This window comes from Halorubrum salipaludis (genome assembly GCF_002286985.1).
Classification (GTDB): Archaea; Halobacteriota; Halobacteria; order Halobacteriales; family Haloferacaceae; genus Halorubrum; species Halorubrum salipaludis.
In genome coordinates this window covers 246,447-264,801 of the sequence record NZ_NSKC01000008.1, presented here as the reverse complement: position 1 = coordinate 264,801, position 18,355 = coordinate 246,447, and the positions used below count along the sequence as shown (strand labels likewise).

The 18,355-nt window shown below is 69.7% G+C and carries 15 protein-coding genes; 10 read left to right on the top strand and 5 right to left on the bottom strand.

All coding sequences use genetic code 11. The features are described 5' to 3' along the window. Nucleotides 1-38: 38 nt before the first annotated feature. The 5 genes from CK500_RS12815 (at nt 39) to CK500_RS12795 (ending at nt 8,062) form a co-directional block, all read left to right on the top strand. Nucleotides 39-1,529, top strand: coding sequence for a PKD domain-containing protein (locus CK500_RS12815; protein ID WP_233139177.1), 1,491 nt, complete (start codon nt 39-41; stop codon nt 1,527-1,529). A gap of 108 nt (nt 1,530-1,637) precedes the next feature. Continuing rightward, entirely contained in the window at nt 1,638-3,230 is a 1,593-nt protein-coding gene (locus CK500_RS12810; RefSeq protein ID WP_321166837.1) for a carboxypeptidase regulatory-like domain-containing protein, read from the top strand. 62 nt (nt 3,231-3,292) lie between these two features. Beyond that, nucleotides 3,293-4,636, top strand: coding sequence for a hydroxymethylglutaryl-CoA synthase (hmgB, locus tag CK500_RS12805; RefSeq protein ID WP_095637607.1), 1,344 nt, complete (start codon nt 3,293-3,295; stop codon nt 4,634-4,636). 154 nt (nt 4,637-4,790) lie between these two features. Continuing rightward, nucleotides 4,791-5,246 carry a 30S ribosomal protein S19e gene (locus CK500_RS12800; RefSeq protein ID WP_095637606.1) on the top strand — a complete coding sequence of 152 codons (456 nt, stop codon included), beginning with the start codon at nt 4,791-4,793 and terminating at the stop codon, nt 5,244-5,246. 359 nt (nt 5,247-5,605) lie between these two features. After that, nucleotides 5,606-8,062, top strand: coding sequence for a DUF5059 domain-containing protein (locus tag CK500_RS12795; protein ID WP_095637605.1), 2,457 nt, complete (start codon nt 5,606-5,608; stop codon nt 8,060-8,062). Between the two features lie 81 nt (nt 8,063-8,143). On the opposite strand, the gene ppc is transcribed toward CK500_RS12795, so the two are convergent. Continuing rightward, nucleotides 8,144-10,846 (bottom strand): phosphoenolpyruvate carboxylase, encoded by a 2,703-nt coding sequence (gene ppc, locus CK500_RS12790; RefSeq protein WP_095637604.1) that lies wholly within the window; start codon nt 10,844-10,846, stop codon nt 8,144-8,146. Nucleotides 10,847-11,088: 242 nt separating this feature from the next. On the opposite strand from ppc, the gene CK500_RS12785 reads away from it, so the two are divergent. Next, a complete protein-coding gene (locus CK500_RS12785; protein ID WP_095637603.1) occupies nt 11,089-11,925 on the top strand; it encodes a cytochrome B in 837 nt (278 codons plus the stop codon). 98 nt (nt 11,926-12,023) lie between these two features. Continuing rightward, nucleotides 12,024-12,392: a hypothetical protein gene (locus CK500_RS12780; RefSeq protein WP_095637602.1), complete on the top strand. Its 369-nt coding sequence runs from the start codon at nt 12,024-12,026 to the stop codon at nt 12,390-12,392. Nucleotides 12,393-12,418: 26 nt separating this feature from the next. Here the strand turns inward: CK500_RS12780 and CK500_RS12775 are convergent, their stop codons facing one another. The 3 genes from CK500_RS12775 to CK500_RS12765 form a co-directional block, all read right to left on the bottom strand. Then, the gene (locus tag CK500_RS12775) at nt 12,419-12,856 is read right to left on the bottom strand and encodes a hypothetical protein (protein WP_095637601.1); all 438 of its coding nucleotides are present in this window, start codon (nt 12,854-12,856) and stop codon (nt 12,419-12,421) included. After that, entirely contained in the window at nt 12,853-13,869 is a 1,017-nt protein-coding gene (locus CK500_RS12770; RefSeq protein ID WP_095637600.1) for a DUF7490 domain-containing protein, read from the bottom strand. The genes CK500_RS12775 and CK500_RS12770 overlap by 4 nt, the downstream gene beginning before the upstream one ends. A 91-nt stretch (nt 13,870-13,960) precedes the next feature. Then, nucleotides 13,961-14,491 (bottom strand): DUF5817 domain-containing protein, encoded by a 531-nt coding sequence (locus tag CK500_RS12765; protein WP_095637599.1) that lies wholly within the window; start codon nt 14,489-14,491, stop codon nt 13,961-13,963. A 143-nt stretch (nt 14,492-14,634) separates the two neighbouring features. On the opposite strand from CK500_RS12765, the gene trxA reads away from it, so the two are divergent. Genes trxA through CK500_RS12750 form a run of 3 tightly spaced genes read left to right on the top strand, consistent with a single transcriptional unit; the run spans nt 14,635 to nt 16,740 of the window. Beyond that, on the top strand, nt 14,635-14,973 hold the full coding sequence (gene trxA / locus CK500_RS12760) for a thioredoxin (protein ID WP_095637598.1): 339 nt from the start codon (nt 14,635-14,637) through the stop codon (nt 14,971-14,973). After that, nucleotides 14,974-16,122 (top strand): aminotransferase class V-fold PLP-dependent enzyme, encoded by a 1,149-nt coding sequence (locus CK500_RS12755; protein WP_233139172.1) that lies wholly within the window; start codon nt 14,974-14,976, stop codon nt 16,120-16,122. Between the two features lie 45 nt (nt 16,123-16,167). Beyond that, the gene (locus CK500_RS12750) at nt 16,168-16,740 is read left to right on the top strand and encodes a class I SAM-dependent methyltransferase (protein WP_095637597.1); all 573 of its coding nucleotides are present in this window, start codon (nt 16,168-16,170) and stop codon (nt 16,738-16,740) included. 632 nt (nt 16,741-17,372) lie between these two features. Here CK500_RS12750 and CK500_RS12745 read toward each other — a convergent pair. Then, nucleotides 17,373-18,254 carry a homoserine kinase gene (locus tag CK500_RS12745; RefSeq protein ID WP_095637596.1) on the bottom strand — a complete coding sequence of 294 codons (882 nt, stop codon included), beginning with the start codon at nt 18,252-18,254 and terminating at the stop codon, nt 17,373-17,375. Between the last annotated feature and the right edge of the window lie 101 nt (nt 18,255-18,355).

Here is an 18,355-nt window from a genome sequence, read left to right as displayed (position 1 = left end):
CGGAGGATTTTATACCTGTCCGCCGTCGATATACCCCAATGCGCTTCAATCGCGACCGTCGGGGCCAGTCGGTCGTGATCGGAACGGTGATCCTGTTCGGGTTCTTGATCCTCGCGCTCTCGCTGTATCAGGTACAGGTCGTCCCACAGGAGAACGCACAGGTGGAGTTCCAGCACTTCGAGGATGTTCGCAACGATCTCGTCGAACTCCGGGGAGGGATCTCAACCGCCGGACAGGCCAATACCCCTCAGTTCGAATCGGTGCGACTGGGCACGAACTATCCAAACAGGCTCTTTGCGATCAATCCACCGTCGCCGGCTGGAACGCTCCAGACGAGCGCGACATACAACGTGACGGTCTCAAACGAAACGACCAATGTCACGATTCCCTCTCGGTTCATCCAGTACCGTCCCGGGTACAACGAGATTAGCCGGTCGCCCACGTGGTATGACAACTCTGTTCTGTATCTGGACGAGCGGGACGGCGGAGGTAATATCGCTATCGTCGAAGACCAGAATCTCGTCGACAACGGTACCGTCCGGATCACGCTGCTCCAGAACGACTTCCGTCGGAGCGGCACGGGACGAGTGAACGTCGATCTCTACCCCACTGATTCGGGTTCCGCCGAAGCATTACCGACCGGAACCCTGAACGTCACGTTGCCAACCCGGCTCAACGGGACCGAGTACTGGGACGACGCGATCGGTGACGAAAGCGTGTATACGGGCGTTGACGACGACTCTTACGCTACAGGAGTCCACGCCCTCACTCTCCGGACGGATTCGGACGATGTACGGGTCAATACGGTCGGAATCGAGGAAACACCGAAGGAAGGTGGCGCCAGACAGAACATTCGATCGCCCACGACCGGCGACCCCGGTGCCGGACCTACTCCACAGGTCGCGATACGAGTCGACGACGTTACCAACCGTCGACCGAACAACCCTAGATTTTACGTCTCGTACGACGTTAGCGGAGATTTCGACGGGATCGAAGCCTCCGCTACGAGTACTGAATCCACCGCTAGGGATTCGGCGTCCCTCTTCGATGGACGAGGTGGCGTGTCGCTCTCGCCCGGATTCGGTCAAGGTCAGGAGTTTGCGGTGACCGTCAGAGCATTCAGAAACGGAAGCACAGTCGCCCAACAGACAATTTACACCAACGCCGACACGCAGAACCCAAGCACCGAGAACGACGACCTGTCACGATCCGATAGCGCAGCGATCCAAAGCACCCAGATCAAAGATCAATCCAACACTGGGAACAACGGCGTCAGATACCGGTTTACTTATGACCTCTCATCGACCGGATCGTTCTCGGAGACGCGTCTCTACGCCCTCAATCGGAACGGGAACGGCGCTTCCGGCTCCACTGTTGTCGCTTCGCGCACCGCGAACAACGTCGAAGTAAATCCGAACGACGGGACGGGTACGTCGTATAAACTCGCCGTTCTCGTACTCGACGAGTCTGGCGCCGTCGTCGATAGTCGGATCGTCGATGACACGGCGGACGGAAACGATCCTAGCTGAGGGCGAACGACGGTCAGTTGCCGTCGATCCCTTCCAGTGTTGTCGATCCTCTCTCCAGTTATCGCATTCAATATACGGGTCCGGAACCTCATATGCCGCTCTCACGGAATGCCAACGACTTTGGTCAAATCTGATATGGTGCCCATTACCCACGGCCGCGCTCAGTCGAGTACGATCGGTGTGATCCTACTCGCAGCGGTGTTTCTCATCTTGGCCACCACGCTCGGCGCCACCCTGGTAAACGAGACGACTCCGGACGACGAGATGCTGCTGTCGACGAAAATCGATGCCGACGGGACCGATCTCCGCGTCAGCCACCTCGGCGGCGACGCCCTCCCCAACGACGAGCTCACGGCGGTCGTCAGGGCCGAGGGGAACGCCACCCGACTCGCGTTCGCGCCGCCCGACGGCCGCTTCGGACCCGGCGACGAGCGGACGTTCCCCGACGCGCTCGTCGCGAACGCGACCAACGAGGTCCGGCTCGTCCACGAACCCTCCGGCGAGGAGATCGCTCGGGCCTCGCTCAGGCCGACCCCCGAACCGGCGGCCGAACCCGGCGCCGTCGAGGGGACCGTCGTCGGGTCCGGGGCGTCCTCGCTCGTCGCCTCGGGCGCCGCGTTCGGGCTCCGCCGCTCCGTCGCTCCCGTGTCGGGCGCGACGGTCGCCGTCGAGGGCGTCGGACGCGTTGCCGAGACGACCACGGCCGCCGGCGGCGCGTACCGGATCGAGGGGATCGAACCGGGAACGTACGAGCTCTCGGTGTCGGCCGCCGGATTCGCTTCGGCGAGCAAGTCTGTCACAGTCAGATCGAACGAGACGACGACCGCGGATGTCACGCTCGACCCCCTCGCGCCCGCCGAGTTCGCGGTGCGGATCGACGATGTCGACGCCCGCGTCGACGCGGGAGATCCCGTCGTCGTGAACGCGACCGTCGAGAACGTCGGCGACGAGCAGGGGACCCAACGGGTCGAACTCTCCGCCGCCGGCGCCGTCGTCGACGGGGAGGAGATCACCCTCGCGGGCGGCGAGCGCCGCCGGGTCTCGTTGGCGTGGCAGACGCTCCCGGCAGACGCGGGCGAGGTCGAACTCGCGGTCGCGAGCGAGGACGACACGGCGACGACGACCGTCGAGGTGCTGGACGCCGAGACCGACGCGGTCGCGTACGTCGACCGCGACGGGGACGGCTCGGCCGACGAGACGTTCACGGCGGCGGAGCTGGCGTTTCTGAACGGGCTCGACGGGCGGTTCGTCGTGTTCGAAGACGCCGAGGTCGTCGGCTCCGTCGGGGTGCGGGCCGACCGCGTCGTCGTCGAGGAGGGCGTGACGCTCTCCGCGACCGCGATCGAACTGGTCGGCACGGACGGCGTCTCGCTCGGCGACGGGTCGACGCTCGACGCGTCGAGCGATCGGTTCGTCGGGGCGTCGGCGGGCGACGTGACGGTCCGTTCGGAGGGCGACGTCGACGCGCGCGGCGTCGGCGTGACGACCGCCGCACGAGCGCTCTTCGGCGTGTCAGCCGGCGACATCGACGTCTCCGCGGCGGGGGACGTGGACGTGCGCGAGGGCGCGTTCGACGCGACCGGGCGGTCGTGGTTCGGATTCGCCGACGGGACGATCCGGATCGCGAGCGACGGCGGGACCGTCGCCGCGACCGGCGCGGCGTTCGACCCCGAACCGACGATCGAGTCCGACGACGAATAGTACCACGATCGACGTAATCGACCATCGACAAGCCCATATGCCGGCCGCATGAACGACCGTGTATGACCGAAGTCGGCATCGACGCCGTCGAGATCTGGACCGGAAAGCTCAAGCTCGACTTGCCGGGCACGTTCGCGCCGGAGAAGGGCGACGACCCGGAGAAGTACACGAAGGGGCTCGGGCTCAACAACTCCTCGTTCCCCGACGTGTACGAGGACATTGTCACGATGGGGGCGAACGCCGCGAAGGGGCTGATGGACCGCGAGGGCCTCGTTCCCGAGGACATCGGCCGGATCGACGTGGCGACGGAGTCGGCGTTCGACCACTCGAAGCCGGTGTCGACGTACATCGCCGGCTGTCTGGAGCAGGTGTACGACGGCGACTTCACCCACGCCAACAAGGGCGAGCGCAAGTTCGCGTGTCTGGCCGGCACGCAGGCGATAGACGACGCGTACAACTGGATCCGGGCCGGCCGAAACCGCGATCGCCCCGCGCTCGTCATCACGACCGACACCGCGCTGTACGCCCGCGGCGACCCCGGCGAGGCGACGCAGGGCGCCGGCGCCGTCGCGATGCTGATCGATGAGGATCCCTCGATCGTCGCGCTCTCGACCGATCAGGGGTACGGCTCGAAGGACGAGACCGACTTCCTGAAGCCGAACCAGCAGTTCCCCAGCGTCGACGGGAAGCGCTCGGTGCAGGTGTACCTCGCCCGGATGCGCGAGGCGCTGGAGGACTACGAGTCCGTCACCGACGACATCTCCCTCGACGACTTCGCGTACGCCCCGTTCCACACGCCGTTCCCGGGGATGGTCCGGAAGGCGGCCCTCTTAGCGTACCGGCACGTCATCCGCGACACGGAGTACGAGGACGCGCTCGCCGACGAGATCGGCCGCCAGCCCCGCGAGGCCGACTACGCGGACCGCGAGGCCTACGAGGAGGCCATCCGCGACTACATGGACGAGCTGAAGACGACCGAGCAGTATCAGACGTGGTACGACAGCGCCGTGGAACCGACGCTCGGGCTCTCCCGGGAGGTCGGGAACTGGTACACCAGCTCGGTCCACATCGCCCGCGTGAGCGCCCTGCGAGACGCCCTGACCCGTGATCGGGATCTCGTCGACGACACGCTGCTCGTCGCCTCCTACGGCTCCGGCGCGCAGGCCGAGATCCACGCGGAGACGGTCCGCGAGGGCTGGCGCGCGGAGATCGAGGGGCTCGACATCGACGACCAGCTCGCGGCGCGCTACGACCTCACGTGGGAGGAGTACGAGGACGTCCACGACGTTCACGAGTACGACATGGATGTCGACCGCGAGATCGAGGAGTTCACGCAGCCGGAGGCGGAGTTCGTCTTCACCGGCTGGGGCCGGATGAACGAGCGGAAGTACGAGTACGTCGAGTAGCCGTCGAGCAGCGGGTCGGCGAGTCGACGGCGAGCTTCTCTCCCGGTTCCGGCGTCGCGATCCCCTTCTGTGGCTCCGCTACCCGTGAAAACGGGTCACACGACGCCTCTCGAATACGATGGGTTTAAACGACGTTAGGCTGAAATTCCCCTCAATGGTAACCATCTACGACGTGCCGGCCGACGCCCTCATCGAGGAGGTCGCCGCACGACTCGAGGACCGGATCGACGAGCCCGACTGGGTCGAGTTCGCCAAGAGCGGCGCCGGCAAGGAGCTTCCGCCGGAGCAGGAGGACTTCTGGTACGTGCGCTCCGCCAGCCTCCTCCGGAAGGTCGCCCAGAACGAGCCGATCGGCATCGAGCGGCTCGCCACCGAGTACGGTTCGAAGAAGCGCGGTTCGAACCGCTACTCCGTCCGCCCCGGCGAGCACGAGGGCGGCTCCCGCAAGCTCATCCGCGCGTCGCTGCAGGCGCTGGAAGACGACGGGCTCGTGACGACCGCTGCCGGCGAGGGGCGCCGCGTCTCCGACGAGGGCGAGGCCTTCCTCTCCGAGGTCGCCGCCGACGTCTTCGAGGACCTCGACCGGCCGGAACTCGAACGCTACGCGTAATTCCCGGTCCGTCGATCGAAGCTCCGTTTCTTGCGTCGCTCCGCCGACTTCGAGTTCCGACTCCGTCTCTCTCGTCGAGAGCGGCGCCTCGCGCCCTGAGCCGCTCCGATCTCGTTTCGCTGTGACTGAGCCGATTCGCTCTGGATGTATTGTATATCGCTATATGGAATTATATCGGCGGCCTGCAGTCTACCCGCAGTCCAACTGACGAACGACCGATCCGGTCGGATCATCTCGGCTGACGTTCTCCCGATTCTACTCGGTTCCCGAAATCGCAGTTTAATGAGTTTCAAACGCCGGATTACCGGAACCGGAAAACGGCCGACAGCGTTATTAATTTTTAGGCTGGCCAAAAACGTATGCGACTCCGCAGACGGCATTTGCTGGCGACCGCTGGCGTAGCGCTCGGAACCGGACTGGCCGGCTGTAACGCCTCTCAGGGGGACGGGGCCGGAGAGGAGCCGTCATCGACGGCGACGTCGACGCCTCCGACGGCGGATTCGGCCGTCGCGGCCGAGTGGAACGCGATGCGCGCCCGGCTGTGGGACGCCCTTGCGCTGGGGCGCGCGGGGGACGCCGAGACCGGGGCGGCCCTCGCGCGGGAGACGTTCGCGCGCTTCGAGGAGGCCTCGGGCGAACGCGGCGCCCACGAGGCGCTCGAGGAGGCGAACGAGGGGAACTACGCCGAGTTCGAGGAGGCGCTTGGCGAGCTCCGGACGGCCGGCCTCGAACCGGGTGATATCGAACGCGCCCGGGAGGAGACGGTGATCGCCGACACGCAGCTCGCGGAGGCGCAGCGTCGGATCACGGACGACGACACGGCGGACGCGTTGGAACTCCAGCTGTTCGGCGCCGCGGTCGTCGACGCGGCGTTTCTCGCCCCCGCGGACCGTTTCGAGGCGGCCGAGACCGCCGTCCGAGACGCCGTGGATCGGTTCGACGAGGCGGCCGTCAGCGGAGCGCTCGACTCCGCGGACCCCGACGCCCGCGAGGCCTTCGCGGACGCCGCGAGGGCGACGGCCGACGCCGCAGCCGAGGGTGACGCGGGGACCGTCCGGTCCAACGCCGAAGCAGCGTTCTCTGCGGCGACGGCGGGCAGCTACGCGCTGGCCGGTTCCGAGTCGGCCGCGAGCGCGGGCCACGTCGCCGCGCTGCAGGCCCGCGGGTGGGACGCCGCCGCGCTGGCGTCGGCGGGAGGTCCGTCGACCGGGTTCGCACACGCGGCGACGCTGACCGCGTACCGAGCCCGCGCCTACGACGCCCGACGCCTCGCCGCGGCGGGCGAGACCGACCGGGCCGCCGCGGTCGCGAGCGACGTGTTCGCACACTTTGAGGAGGCCCGAGCCCACGAGGCCATCGAATCGGCTGATCACGGGGCGTACGAGGGGTTTGAGGACGGACTCTCCGACCTCCGGTCGGCCGCCTCGGCGGCCGACCTCGAGGGGGTCGACGAGGCCGTGGCGGCGATCGACTCGGCCCTCGTGGCCGGTATCGACGCGCTCGCGGGGGCGGACGCGCCGCTGCTCGAAGCGGCGTTCTTCCGGGTGCGGCTGGCCGATGCCCGAGAGCGCTATCGCTCTGGAGAGACGGACGCGGCGGCGTCGATCGCGACGGCGACGTTCGACCGCTTCGAGCGGGACGAGCTCGGCCTCCACGAAGCCGTGGAGTCGACGAGCGAGGACCTGTACGTCCGGTTCGAAGACGAACACCTCGGTGCGCTCGTCGACGCGTTCGAGAACGGCGACGACTCGGCCGTCGCGACCCACGAGGAGGGGGCGCGATCGACGCTGCTCGAGTTCGCGACGGCGGCCGGCGACGCCGCGACCGCGAGCGCCGCCGAGGCGCCGTACGTGACGGCGAGGGGGTTCGACGCGGCCGCGCTCGACGCGGTCGGTGCGGGCGATCGAGCGCGGAGCGTCGCGCAGGGGGTCTTCGAACACTTCGAGTCGGACGCGGCGGGGTTCCACGAGGCGCTGGAGTCCGCGGACGAGTCGCTGTACGAGTCGTTCGAAGAGCGGCTCGAAGCCGTGGTCGCGGCTGCCGACGGGGACGAGGACGTGTACCCGGCCGCGGTGCGGTTCGACGCGGAGGCGGTGGCCGCGGCCTACGCCGTCGTCGAGAGCGCGGGCGGACCGGGTGCGTCGGCCGCGGCCGACCTGCTGGAGGCGACGTTCGCCCGCTTCGAGGAGGCCCGCGTCCACGACGCGCTCGAAGCGGCCGATCGGAACGCCTACGAGGCGTTCGAGGGGGCCCTCGACCGGTACGTCGCGGCGGTTCGGGAGGGTGGCGACGTGTCCGGCGCCGCCGAGTCGTTCGCTCGCGCCGCCCAATACGCCCAGTTCGCGCTCGTGGACGGCGTCGAAGAGCTCCCGCTCGACCTCGAACTCGCCGGCGCCGGCGGCGAGGGGGAGACCGGGTCCGACCACGGGGACGACGGCGAGGCCGACCTCGAAGGCGGGCCGAACGTCGTCGAAGGCGTTCCCGACGACGCCGACCACGTCGTCGACATGACCGCGGTCGCGTTCGAGCCCGCCGATCTCACCGTCTCTCGGGGCGACACGGTTGCGTGGCGGTTCGCGGCCGGGGAACCTCACTCGGTGAGCGCGTCCCAGGACGGGATCCCGGCGGAAGCCGAGTACTGGGCCTCCGGCAGATTCGACTCGGAGGAGGCCGCCCGAAGCGGCTGGGAGGAGGGAGAGGGCGCTGTGCAGTCCGGTGAGTCGTTCGTCCACACGTTCGAGACCGCCGGGGTCCACGAGTACGTCTGTATCCCCCACGAGGCCGCCGGCATGGTCGGGACCGTGACCGTCGAGTAGCACAGCGAGGGCACCCGTCTCCGGCCGGCCCGCTCCGCCTCCGAACGGAGGAGCCGCCGCCGAGGCGAGCGAACGGGCGGACTACCCCGTGTTCTTCATCCCGGCGGCGATGCCGTTGACGGTGAGCCGGAGGGTCCGCTCCTCCTCGTCGGTGCGGTGGGTCCGCCCGAGCAGGTTCGCCTGCAGCAGGTTGAGTGGGTCGACGTAGGGGTTCCGCCGGTCGAGGCTCTCTTCGAGCCACTCGCGACGGATCAGGTCGTCGCGGCCGCTGATCGACAGGACGAGTTCGCGGCCGCGCTCGTACTCCCCGATCAGCTCGGGGAAGAAGCGCTCGCGGAGGTCGTCGTCCGCGAGGTCGGCGTACTCGGCGGCGATCTCGGGGTCGGTGCGGGCGAGCGCGAGCGCGGCGTTGTCGAGGGTCGTGCGGAAGAACGGCCACTCGTCGTACATCTCTCGGAGGGTTTCGAGGCCCTCCTCCTCGCCGACCGCGTCGAGGTAGGCATCGAGCCCGGACGCGAGCGAGTACCAGCCCGGGAGGATGAGCCGGGTCTGGGTCCACGAGAACACCCACGGGATGGCGCGGAGGTCCTCGACGGTGCGCTCGCCGGAGCGCGAGGCGGGGCGCGAGCCGAGGTTGAGGTTCTCGACGACGGAGATCGGGGTCGCCTGTCCGAAGTAGTCGACGAACCCGTCGGTGTTCAACAGATCGCGGTACGTCTTCCGGGCGGCGGGGGCCATCGTCTCCATCGCGTCGACCCACTCGTCGGGCACGTCCTCGGTGGGCTCCTCGTTGGCCTCGTGGCGCGCGCGGATCTGCGCGTCGAGCATCTGTTCGAGCTCCCGCTCGGCGATCCGCGGGTTGGCGTACTTCTCGGCGATCGCCTCGCCCTGCTCAGTGAACTTCACCTGCCCCGTCACCGTCTCGTTGGGGAGCGCGAGCAGCGCCTCGTTCATGGGGCCGCCGCCCCGCGAGATGGAGCCGCCGCGGCCGTGGAACAGCCGCAGGGTGACCTCCTCCTCGCGGCAGAACCGCGCGATCCGGCGCTGGTTCTCGTAGAGGTCCCAGTTCGCGGCGAGGAACCCGTTCTCCTTGTTGGAGTCGGAGTAGCCGAGCATGACCTCCTGGACCTCGTCGCGGACCTCCAGCGCCGTCGCATACGCCTCGTTCTCGAAGAGGGTCCCGAGGATGCGCTCGGCGCCGTTGAGCGCGGACTCCGTCTCCAACAGGGGGACCACGTCGAGGCCGCAGTGGTCCGGCAGCGAGACGACGCCGACCTGATCGGCCAAGAAGAGCACTTCGAGCACGTGGCTCGGCTCCTCGGTCATCGAGATGCAGTAGGTGTCGATCGCCTGCGCGCCGTACTCGTCCTGCCACTCGGCGAGCTCCTGGAACCGGCGGAGCACCCGTTCGGTGGTCTCGGAGACGTCGCCGGGCTCGTCGGCGTCGACGACCGGGTCCTCTTGGAGGATCGCCTCGGTGAGGAACTCCTCTCGGGCGTCCTCGTCCATCCCGCGGTAGTCGACGCCCTCGGTCGCGACCGCCTCGGCGACGGCCTCGGTGTGGTTCTCGCGGTGGTCGCGGAGGTCCAGCGACGCGAGCGTGAACCCGAACGTGTCCACCTGCCGGCGGAGCGGTTCGACGAACGACTCGCGGACCGCGTCCTGGCCGTCCGCCGCCAGCGAGTCGGCGATCACGTCCAGATCCGCGAGGAAGGCGTCGCCGTCGGGGTACTCGCCGGGGCGCACGTCGTCGACCCGGTCGAGCCGCTCGCGCATCAGGCGGAGCTTCTGGCGGTACGGCTCGTCGGGGTAGCGCTCGCGCGCCTCCTCGACGACGGTCGGGAACCGCTCGGCGTCGGCCGAGAGCGACTCCGTGAGCTTGTCGTCGACCGCGTAGCGCTCGCCGTCCTGGCTCAACACGGCCGAGAGCCGCTTACACCGGTCGCGGTACTTCTCGACGGCGACCTCGCGCTGCCGCGCCAGCGTCTCGTCGGTCACCTCGGGCGTGACGAACGGGTTGCCGTCGCGGTCCGAGCCCGCCCACGACCGGAACTCGAAGAGCTTCGGGCAGTCCACGTCGTCGTACTCCTTCGAGATGGTCTCCTCGAACTCCTCGTAGGCGTCGCCCACCACGTCGAAGAGGGTGTTCTCCAAGTACCACTGGACGTTCCGCGCCTCGTCTTCCGGCTCCGGGCTGCGCTGGCGCACCTGCCGGGTCCCCCAGAGGCTGGTCACCTCGGCGGTGACGTCGCGCCAGATCCCGTTGCGCTCGCGCTCGGTGAGGTTGCGCTCGTCGAGCTCCTCCAGGTGGTTGGCGATCGACCGGAGCTTCGCCTTCACTGTGGCTCTCCGCGCCTCGGTGGGGTGGGCGGTGAACGTCGGCTCGATGAGCACGTCCGCGAGCAGTTCCTCCAGTTCCTCCGGCTCGACGCCGGCCGCCGCGAACTCGGCGATCGTGGCGTCGAAGGAGTCGTGGAGCGCTCCCTCCTCGTCTGCGCCCCGGATGGCCCGGACGCGCTCCCGCTCCTCCGCGAGGTTGATCAGCTCGAAGTAGGTCGTGAACGCGCGGGCGACGATCTCCTCCCGGGTCGTCGACAGCTCGCCGACCGACTCGTGGAGCGCGTCGCGGCTCGCCGCGTCGCCGCGCCGGTAGTCGATCGCCGCGTTCCGGAGGTCCTCGACGGTCTCGTACGCCTCGGTGGAGGCCTGCGCGGCGAGGACGTCCCCGACGAGCGCGCCGAGCTCCCGGACGTCCGTCCGCACGTCTCGATTGTGCAACACCATACCACAGGTACACCCATTGCGGTGGGTTAAAAGCGGTGTCCGAACGAAGGTTTGCCTCGGTTTCGAATAAACGTATCGATCGATCGTTCGACAGCTCCCGGATCCAGACGCGGGGGTCCAGGTTCGGCCCCATCGGTTCGGACGGGGTCGCGACCCGGACGGCCGGCGCCCGAACCCGGTCGTCGCGCTCGTCGGGTGGAGGGTTCGTCACCCTTTTTACCGGCCCAACCCGAACAGCGAGTATGAGTCAGTCCGACAAGTATCCGGCCGAGTCCGGCCGGCGTCGCTTCGTCAAGGGCGTCGTCGGGGGCGCGGCCCTGGCGGGGGTCGGCGCGATGGGGTCGGCAACGGTGAACACCCTGACGACCTCCGGCGGCGTCGGCGGCGGGTCGACCGTCGCGATGTCGATCGCTCACACCGGCGGCCCGGCGCCGCGCGGCCTCCCGCAGATCCCGGTTGAGGTCACCGACGACGGGTACATCCGCGGGATCTGGCCCGAGGTCCAGACCGTCACGCAGGAGGGCCGAGAGATCGAGGTCGCACAGGAGCAGCTCGGCGGCCGGACCTACTCCGGCGAGTGGTTCCAGTACTGCGGCGTCGAGTCGCAGGAGAACATCGATCCGAACTTCGAGTCGGACAACCTGTTCCGGGCGGCCCCCGGGAAGTACGACTGGCAGGACGAGACCTACGACGCGGGCGACCAGATCCACGTCGACGACTTCGACGACTACGCCGAGTGGGGCAACGGGGTCGGCGACGACGGCGTCGGGAAGCCGGCGTCCGTCACGTGGCGCTCCGAGGACGCCGACACCGACCTCAACGCTATCGTCATCCGCTCGCCGCGGATCGAGGAGGCCGCGGAGAACGACGAGTGGGTCTCCGCCTCGACGGACCAGGGGTTCATCGCGTACCTCAACGTCTGTACGCACTTCTGTTGTATCCCCGACTACAAGGTGTTAGAGGAGTCCGCCCGGTACGACGCCGCCAACGGGACCTACTGCGTCTGCCACCAGTCGACGTACGACCCGTTCACCCTCGAAGAGTCGCTGTTCATCGCCCGGCCTCGTCCGGACGAGTAGCCGGCGAACGGACGCGCGCGCCCGAACCGCGGCAACCGCGGCCCCCGCGCGCTCCGCCGGGCGCCGCGCTTTTCTCCCCGCTTCGCGTACCCCGTTCCATGAGCGACGACGATGTCCCCGCAGACGGAGCGACGGCCGACGACGCGGACGGCTCGGACGAGGGCCCGGACGCCGGCCCGTTCGCCGCCGAGGTCGACCGCGCCCGAGACCTCCTCGACGGCGAGGGGATCGAGGCGGTCCACGTCGGCGTCGTCCGCGACGGCGAGGTCGACACCACGTTCGCTCAGCGGGGAGACGGCGACGCGGAGAACGAGGGGCTTCGCGCGCTCGCCCTGCTGGCCGCGCACGTTCGGCTGGTCGCGAACGAGGCGGGCGTCGACGCCTCCACCGTCGCGGGCGACGCGGCGACGCTCGCGGGGCAGGTCGAGCGGGTTCCGACGAACACCGACGACCTCCCCGAAGAGTAGGCGGCTTCGGGGGAGTCGACCGCTACTCACTCCGCCGCCTTCCCGCCTCCTCCCTCGCTCCGACGGATCCGGTACAGCTGGTGAGCGACGCCCGCGAGCGCGACGAGCAGCACCGCGAGGTTGAACGCCGCGAGGGCGATCGGCTGGTAGGCCGGGTCGAGCCACGTCCGGATCGCCCGGCCGGCCTGGCTGTAGAAGCTCCACCCCGCGATCAGCGCGAGCAGTATCAGCGCGGCGAGCCCGATCCGGTCGATGAGCCCGCGGAGGTCGCCGGCCGAGATCGGATCGAACCAGCCGCCTCCGTCGGCGTCTCCGGTCGCGTCGCTTCCGGCGTCGGTCGTGCGCGGTTCGCGGTCGGCGGTGGCGGTCTCGTCGGTGGTGGTGTCGGTCATGGGTCCGGGTGGTGTGTCGGTGGTGTCGTCGGGATCGCCGTCCGAGTCGACGCGGTCTCGGTCGTCGGTCATGGTCGCCTCCGTGCGACGAGGGCCGCGGCGACGAGCGCGACGAGCGCGACGAGGGGGCCGAAACCGGGGGTCGAGTCCCCGGCGCCGTCCTCTCCGCGGTCGGGAGCGCCGGCTTCGTCCGCCGCGTCGTCGCCCCCCGTGCCCCCCGTGAAGTCCTCGACGGCGAACTCGACCTCCTCGACCGTCTCGTCCGCGCTGATCGTCTCTCGCGGGTTCAGGTTGGCGACGCCCTGCGTCTCGTCGATGAGCACGTCGTCGCTCCACAGCGCGGCGTCGACGTAGTAGTTGTAGTTCGCCGGCACCTCGACGGTCGTCGTCACGGTGTCGGTCCGGCCGGGCCGGACCTCGCCGACCGTCTCGCTCGCCTCGTCGGCGATCACGTTCGACTCCGACTGCCGGAAGAGCACTCGGAGGTCGAGCGGCTCCGAGGCGGCGTCCCCGCGGTTCGTCACCGAGATAGACACCGACAGCGTCGCCGTCTCGTTGTCGGCCTCGCGCACGCTGACCGCCACGGTCGGCCAGACGTTCCCCTCGGTGAAGCCGACCCGCGAGTCGGCGTAGTCGGGCGTGAGCGCCGCGACGCCGCCGACGCGCGTCGTCTGGCTCGCCCGCCGTTCGCCGTCGGCGAAGACGACGGTCTCGATCCGGTAGCCGCCTTCGCGGTCCACGTCGACGGAGCCGTTCACGGTGCGCTCGCCGCCGCCGTCGACGTCGCCGACGTCGACCGTCGTCTCGTCGACGAGCAGCCCCGAGTCGGCGCCGATAGCGCGGTGGCGGACCGTGACGTTCTCGACGGCCGAACCCCGGTGTCGGAGGTCGACTCCGAGCCGGAGCTCCGCGGTCTCGCCGCGCACTTCGCCCGGCGAGACGACCGTGTCCACGATGCGTACGTCGCCGGGGCGCTCGTCGGCCTCGCGCGGGTCGACGATCGCGTCCGGCGCGGCGACGGCGCCGATCGCGCCCGCGAGCAGGAGCGCGGCGGCGGCCGCCAGGAGGGCAGTTCGCGTGTCCATACGCGACACGTCTGAACGATAGTATAAGTGCTTTGTCAGGGAATCGGGCGTCGTCGTCAGGAAACCGGGCTTCGATCGCGGACCGACGCCCTCAGAGGGCCCGGTAGCGCCCGCCCGACTCGGAGAGCTCCCCGCGGCGGGCGAGCCGCGTCAGGATCTCTCGGGCCGTCTCGGCGGGGACCCCGCGTTCGCTCGCGTGCGCCACGACGCGCTCCTCGGTGGGGTCGTCGACCGCCTCGACCGCGTCACGGACGACTTCGGTCCGGCTCCGCGAGCCCGACCCGCCGCCCTCAGCGCGGGCGCCCGCCTCGTCGACGGCGTCGGCGTCGATCCCGGACGCTTCCAGGTACTCGCGGTCGTCGATCCCCGCCTCGTCGACGGCGCGTTCGAGCTCCGAGACGTGGTCGATCTTGGCGAACGCCGCGCTCTCGTCGCGCTTCTTCGCGAGCAGCGCGGCCCGGGCCTCGCGGGCCGCCTCGCGGTCGTCCGACTCGAAGAACCGCTTGAGCTTCGCCGTCCGGTGCGTCTTCCCGCAGCGGGGGCACTGCGCGCTGTCGCTCGTCCGCGGGTCCGCGAGGAGCCACATCGCCGCGCACTCGTTGCAGCCGACGACCGCGTACATGCGCCCCGGTTCGTCGCCCCCGAATTTGAACCCTCGGACGCGCGTCGCCCTCTCTCGAACGCGCCTCGCCCCTCCGACCGGCCGGGCGGTATTGTGTTACTCGTTCAAAACCATTATCCGCGTGGGGCGCGTACTACGAAGCGATGAGTTCACCTGACGCTGCCCCCGCGGAACCGATTCAGCTGACCGACCCCGACGCGTTCGACGACTACGTCGCCGAGGGCGTGGTCCTCGTCGACTTCTACGCGGACTGGTGCGGCCCGTGCCAGATGATGGAGCCGGCCGTCGAGGCGGTCGCGAGCGACACCGATGCGACCGTCCTGAAGATCGACGTCGACGAACACCAGGGGCTGGCCGGCGAGTACGGCGTCCAGAGCATCCCGACGCTGCTCGTGTTTGCCGGCGGCGAGCTCGCGGAGCGGATGGTCGGCGCGCAGACGGAGGACGCGCTCGCCGACTCGATCGCGGAGCACACCGCCTGAATGGCCGATTTCGAGGCCGATACCGGGATGACCTCGCGGGAGCTCCGCGAGCTGCGCGCGGACGTGCCGGCGCTCGGCGAGGCCGCGTACTTCAACTTCGGCGCGCACGGGCCGAGCCCCGAGCGCGTCGTCGAGGCCGCGTCCGACTACGTCGCGGACCACGAGTTCGGATCCGGGACGACCGACCCGTACGAGCGCGCCTTCGGAACGTACGAGACGGTGCGCGAGCGCGTCGCCGACTTCGTCGGCGCCGAGCCCGACGAGGTCGCCCTGACCGAGAGCACGACCGACGGGATCACCCGGATCGCGGGCGCGATCGACTGGGAGCCCGGCGACGTCGTCGTCCGGACGGACCTGGAACACCCCGCCGGCGTCCTCCCGTGGCAGCGGCTCGAACGCGAGGGCGTCGAGGTGCGGGTCGTCGAGACGGAGAGCGGGCGGATCGACCGCGAGGCGTACGCCGAGGCCGTGACGGACGCGCGGCTCGTCTGCTTCAGCGCGATCACGTGGACCCACGGGACGCGGCTCCCGGTCGCGGACCTCGTCGAGATCGCTGACGAGGCGGGCGCGTTCACGCTCGTCGACGCGGTCCAGTCCCCCGGCCAGGTCGCGATGGACGTCTCGGAATGGGGCGCCGACGCGGTGGCGGCGGCGGGCCACAAGTGGCTGCTCGGCCCGTGGGGGTCCGGCTTCCTCTACGTCGACCGCGAGGCCGCGGCCGAGCTGGCGCCGCGCGCGGTCGGCTACCGGAGCGTCGAGGACCCCGACGCCGACGAGATCGCGTTTAAGCAGGGCGCGAAGCGCTTCGAGGTCGGGACGACGACCCCGGCGGCCCACGCCGGGCTGGTCGCGGCCCTCGACGCGATCGACGCGGTCGGGATCTCGACGATCGAAGACCGGATCGCGTCGCTCACCGACCGGCTCAAGGACGGCGTTCCCGACGACCGGCTGCTGAGCCCGCGCGAGTACGAGACCGGGCTCGTCACGGTTGAGGTCGACGACCCCGAGGCGACGGTCGAGCGACTCGCCGACGAGGGGATCGTGGTCCGCTCGCTGCCGCACCCGGACGCGGTCCGGGCGTCGGTCCACGCCGTCTCCACCGAGGCCGAGATCGACCGCTTGGTCGACGCGCTCGCCGCCGAGTGGTGAGCCCGCGACCGGACGCGTTTTAGTGGTTCACGCACAAGACCGCGTATGGGATTTCACACGTTCGACGCCGAGCAGGCCGACCGACTGGAGCGCCCCGCGGTCCGGTACCGCTGGGTCTCCGCCGAGGAGGTCGTCGGATCGCTGACGGCCGCCGGCGCCGACCGCGCGGCGGCGACCGTCGCCGACCTCGGGAGCGGCACCGGCTTCTACACCGACGCGGTCGCGCCTCACGTCGAGGCCGTCTACGGCGTCGACGTGCAGGCCGAGATGCACGCGTTCTACCGCGAGAAGGGCGTTCCCGAGAACGTCGAACTCGTCGAGAGCGACGTGGCGTCGCTTCCCTTCGAGGACGGCGAGCTCGACGCCGCCTTCTCGACGATGACGTACCACGAGTTCGCGAGCGACGACGCCCTCGCGGAGCTGGCCCGCGCGATCCGTACCGATGGCCGGCTCGCGCTCTTCGACTGGTCGGCCGCGGGCGACGGCGAACACGGTCCGCCGGCCGACGAGCGCTTCGACGCGAGCGACGCGGTCGCGGCGCTGGAAGCGGCCGGGTTCGAGGTGATCTCCGCCTCCGAGCGCACCGAGACGTTCGCCGTGATTGCCCGCGTGTCGTAGGTGGGGGCGGAGCCCCGTCGGAAGAAGGAATACCGTCGAATTTGTTTATAAATGAACTGCGGTGGCGCGTGCCTTCGAGGCCGCCCCGCGGCCGAGAAGCACGCGTGAGGGAGTCGGTGGTCCGGAGCAACGCGGAGGACCACCGACGAAGCTGGGGAGGCGTGAGGCTGCGGTCCCGCGAGCGACCGACGGGAGCGAGCGGGAGCACGGAAGTCGCAGCCCGCGCAGCGAACGGTGCGAGGTGCGAGCGAAGCGGGCACCTCGACTGGCGAGCGGCGAAGCCGCGAGCAGTGAGCGAGCAGGACCGTCTTCCGGCGGTCTGCGGTTGGGTGGGACTCAAAGGGGCAGCCGCGAGGGCGGCTTAGGTGACGCTAGCACCGCAGGAACGAGCAACGCGAGTGACGAGGAGCGCAGCGAGCGTACGCCGCCCTCGCGGCTGGGGCTTTGACAGTGTTCGCTGGCGATCTGTTGGCAACTCCTTATAAGTGAGCGGCTGGGGCTTTGACAGTGTTCGCTGGCGATCTGCTGGTTACTATTTATAAGCGAGTGCCCGGGCTTTGAAAATCGTCACCGCGAATCGATCGCCTATTTATAAACGCCGTCACCGACCCGAATTCCCCGTTCGTCCCGTTTCACTCCTCTAACACCGTCGACCCCCGTCCGATCCGCGTCTGGTAGGCGCGGGCGTCGATGCCGGCGTCGGAGAAGGCGTCGAGCATCGCGGCGGCGACCCCCCGCCGGCGCTCGTCGCGGCAGACGGCGAGGATCGCGGGGCCGGCGCCGCTGACGGTGACCCCGGCCGCGCCGGCGTCGAAGGCCGCCGCGCGCACGTCGTCGTACCCCGTGATCAGCCGCGCGCGTTCGGGGGTGACGACGGGGTCGCTCATGCCGGCGCCCACGAGGTCGGGATCGGAGCGGCACATCCCGACCGCGAGGGTGGCGGCGTTGCCGACCGTCTCGACCAGCTCCTCCATCGAGGCGGTCTCGGGGACGACCCGGCGCGCGTCGCGGGTGGAGACCGCCACGTCGGGGAGACAGACCACCAGGGGGATCGAGGCGTCGACCGCGTGGGTCCCCTCGCTCGTCGTCACCGTGAACCCGCCGAGGATCGAGGGGGCGACGTTGTCGGAGTGGGCGACGCCGGAGACGACCGCCTCGCCCTCGGCGGCGATCGGGACCAGCTCCGAGCGGGAGAGCCCGCGGTCGTACAGCCGGTTGAGCGCGACGGCGGCGCCGGCGGCGCTGGCCGCCGAGGAGCCGAGGCCGGACGCCGGGCGGACGCCCTTGTCGATGTGGATCCGCGCGGGCGCGTCGAGCGCCTCGACGACGGCGCCGACCGTGTTCTTCTCGGGGTCCTCGGGGATGTACTGGGCCCCGACCCCGGTGACCTCGATCGTCGTCTCTGCCGCCTTCTCGACGGTGACGACGTCCGCCGGACGCGTGAGGGCCGCGCCGAACACGTCGAACCCGCTGCCGAGGTTCGCGCTCGTGGCGGGTGCCCGTACCGTGACCATGGCGGGGAGTGTCGCTCGGGGTGCAAAAAGAGGCGGGATCGAGCAACGGCGCGGCGGGGGAGAAGGCGGCGCGGCGAGGCGGGAAGCGGCGCTCCCGACGA

Coding starts and splice junctions, on each gene's coding strand:
- CK500_RS12785 (WP_095637603.1), top strand. CDS start 11,089: ATGAGTCAGTCCGACAAGTATCCGGCCGAGTCCGGCCGGCGTCGCTTC.
- ppc (WP_095637604.1), bottom strand. CDS start 10,846: ATGGTGTTGCACAATCGAGACGTGCGGACGGACGTCCGGGAGCTCGGC.
- CK500_RS12810 (WP_321166837.1), top strand. CDS start 1,638: ATGCCAACGACTTTGGTCAAATCTGATATGGTGCCCATTACCCACGGC.
- CK500_RS12775 (WP_095637601.1), bottom strand. CDS start 12,856: ATGACCGACGACCGAGACCGCGTCGACTCGGACGGCGATCCCGACGAC.
- CK500_RS12750 (WP_095637597.1), top strand. CDS start 16,168: ATGGGATTTCACACGTTCGACGCCGAGCAGGCCGACCGACTGGAGCGC.
- CK500_RS12795 (WP_095637605.1), top strand. CDS start 5,606: ATGCGACTCCGCAGACGGCATTTGCTGGCGACCGCTGGCGTAGCGCTC.
- CK500_RS12800 (WP_095637606.1), top strand. CDS start 4,791: ATGGTAACCATCTACGACGTGCCGGCCGACGCCCTCATCGAGGAGGTC.
- hmgB (WP_095637607.1), top strand. CDS start 3,293: ATGACCGAAGTCGGCATCGACGCCGTCGAGATCTGGACCGGAAAGCTC.
- CK500_RS12770 (WP_095637600.1), bottom strand. CDS start 13,869: ATGGACACGCGAACTGCCCTCCTGGCGGCCGCCGCCGCGCTCCTGCTC.
- CK500_RS12745 (WP_095637596.1), bottom strand. CDS start 18,254: ATGGTCACGGTACGGGCACCCGCCACGAGCGCGAACCTCGGCAGCGGG.
- trxA (WP_095637598.1), top strand. CDS start 14,635: ATGAGTTCACCTGACGCTGCCCCCGCGGAACCGATTCAGCTGACCGAC.
- CK500_RS12755 (WP_233139172.1), top strand. CDS start 14,974: ATGGCCGATTTCGAGGCCGATACCGGGATGACCTCGCGGGAGCTCCGC.
- CK500_RS12765 (WP_095637599.1), bottom strand. CDS start 14,491: ATGTACGCGGTCGTCGGCTGCAACGAGTGCGCGGCGATGTGGCTCCTC.
- CK500_RS12780 (WP_095637602.1), top strand. CDS start 12,024: ATGAGCGACGACGATGTCCCCGCAGACGGAGCGACGGCCGACGACGCG.
- CK500_RS12815 (WP_233139177.1), top strand. CDS start 39: ATGCGCTTCAATCGCGACCGTCGGGGCCAGTCGGTCGTGATCGGAACG.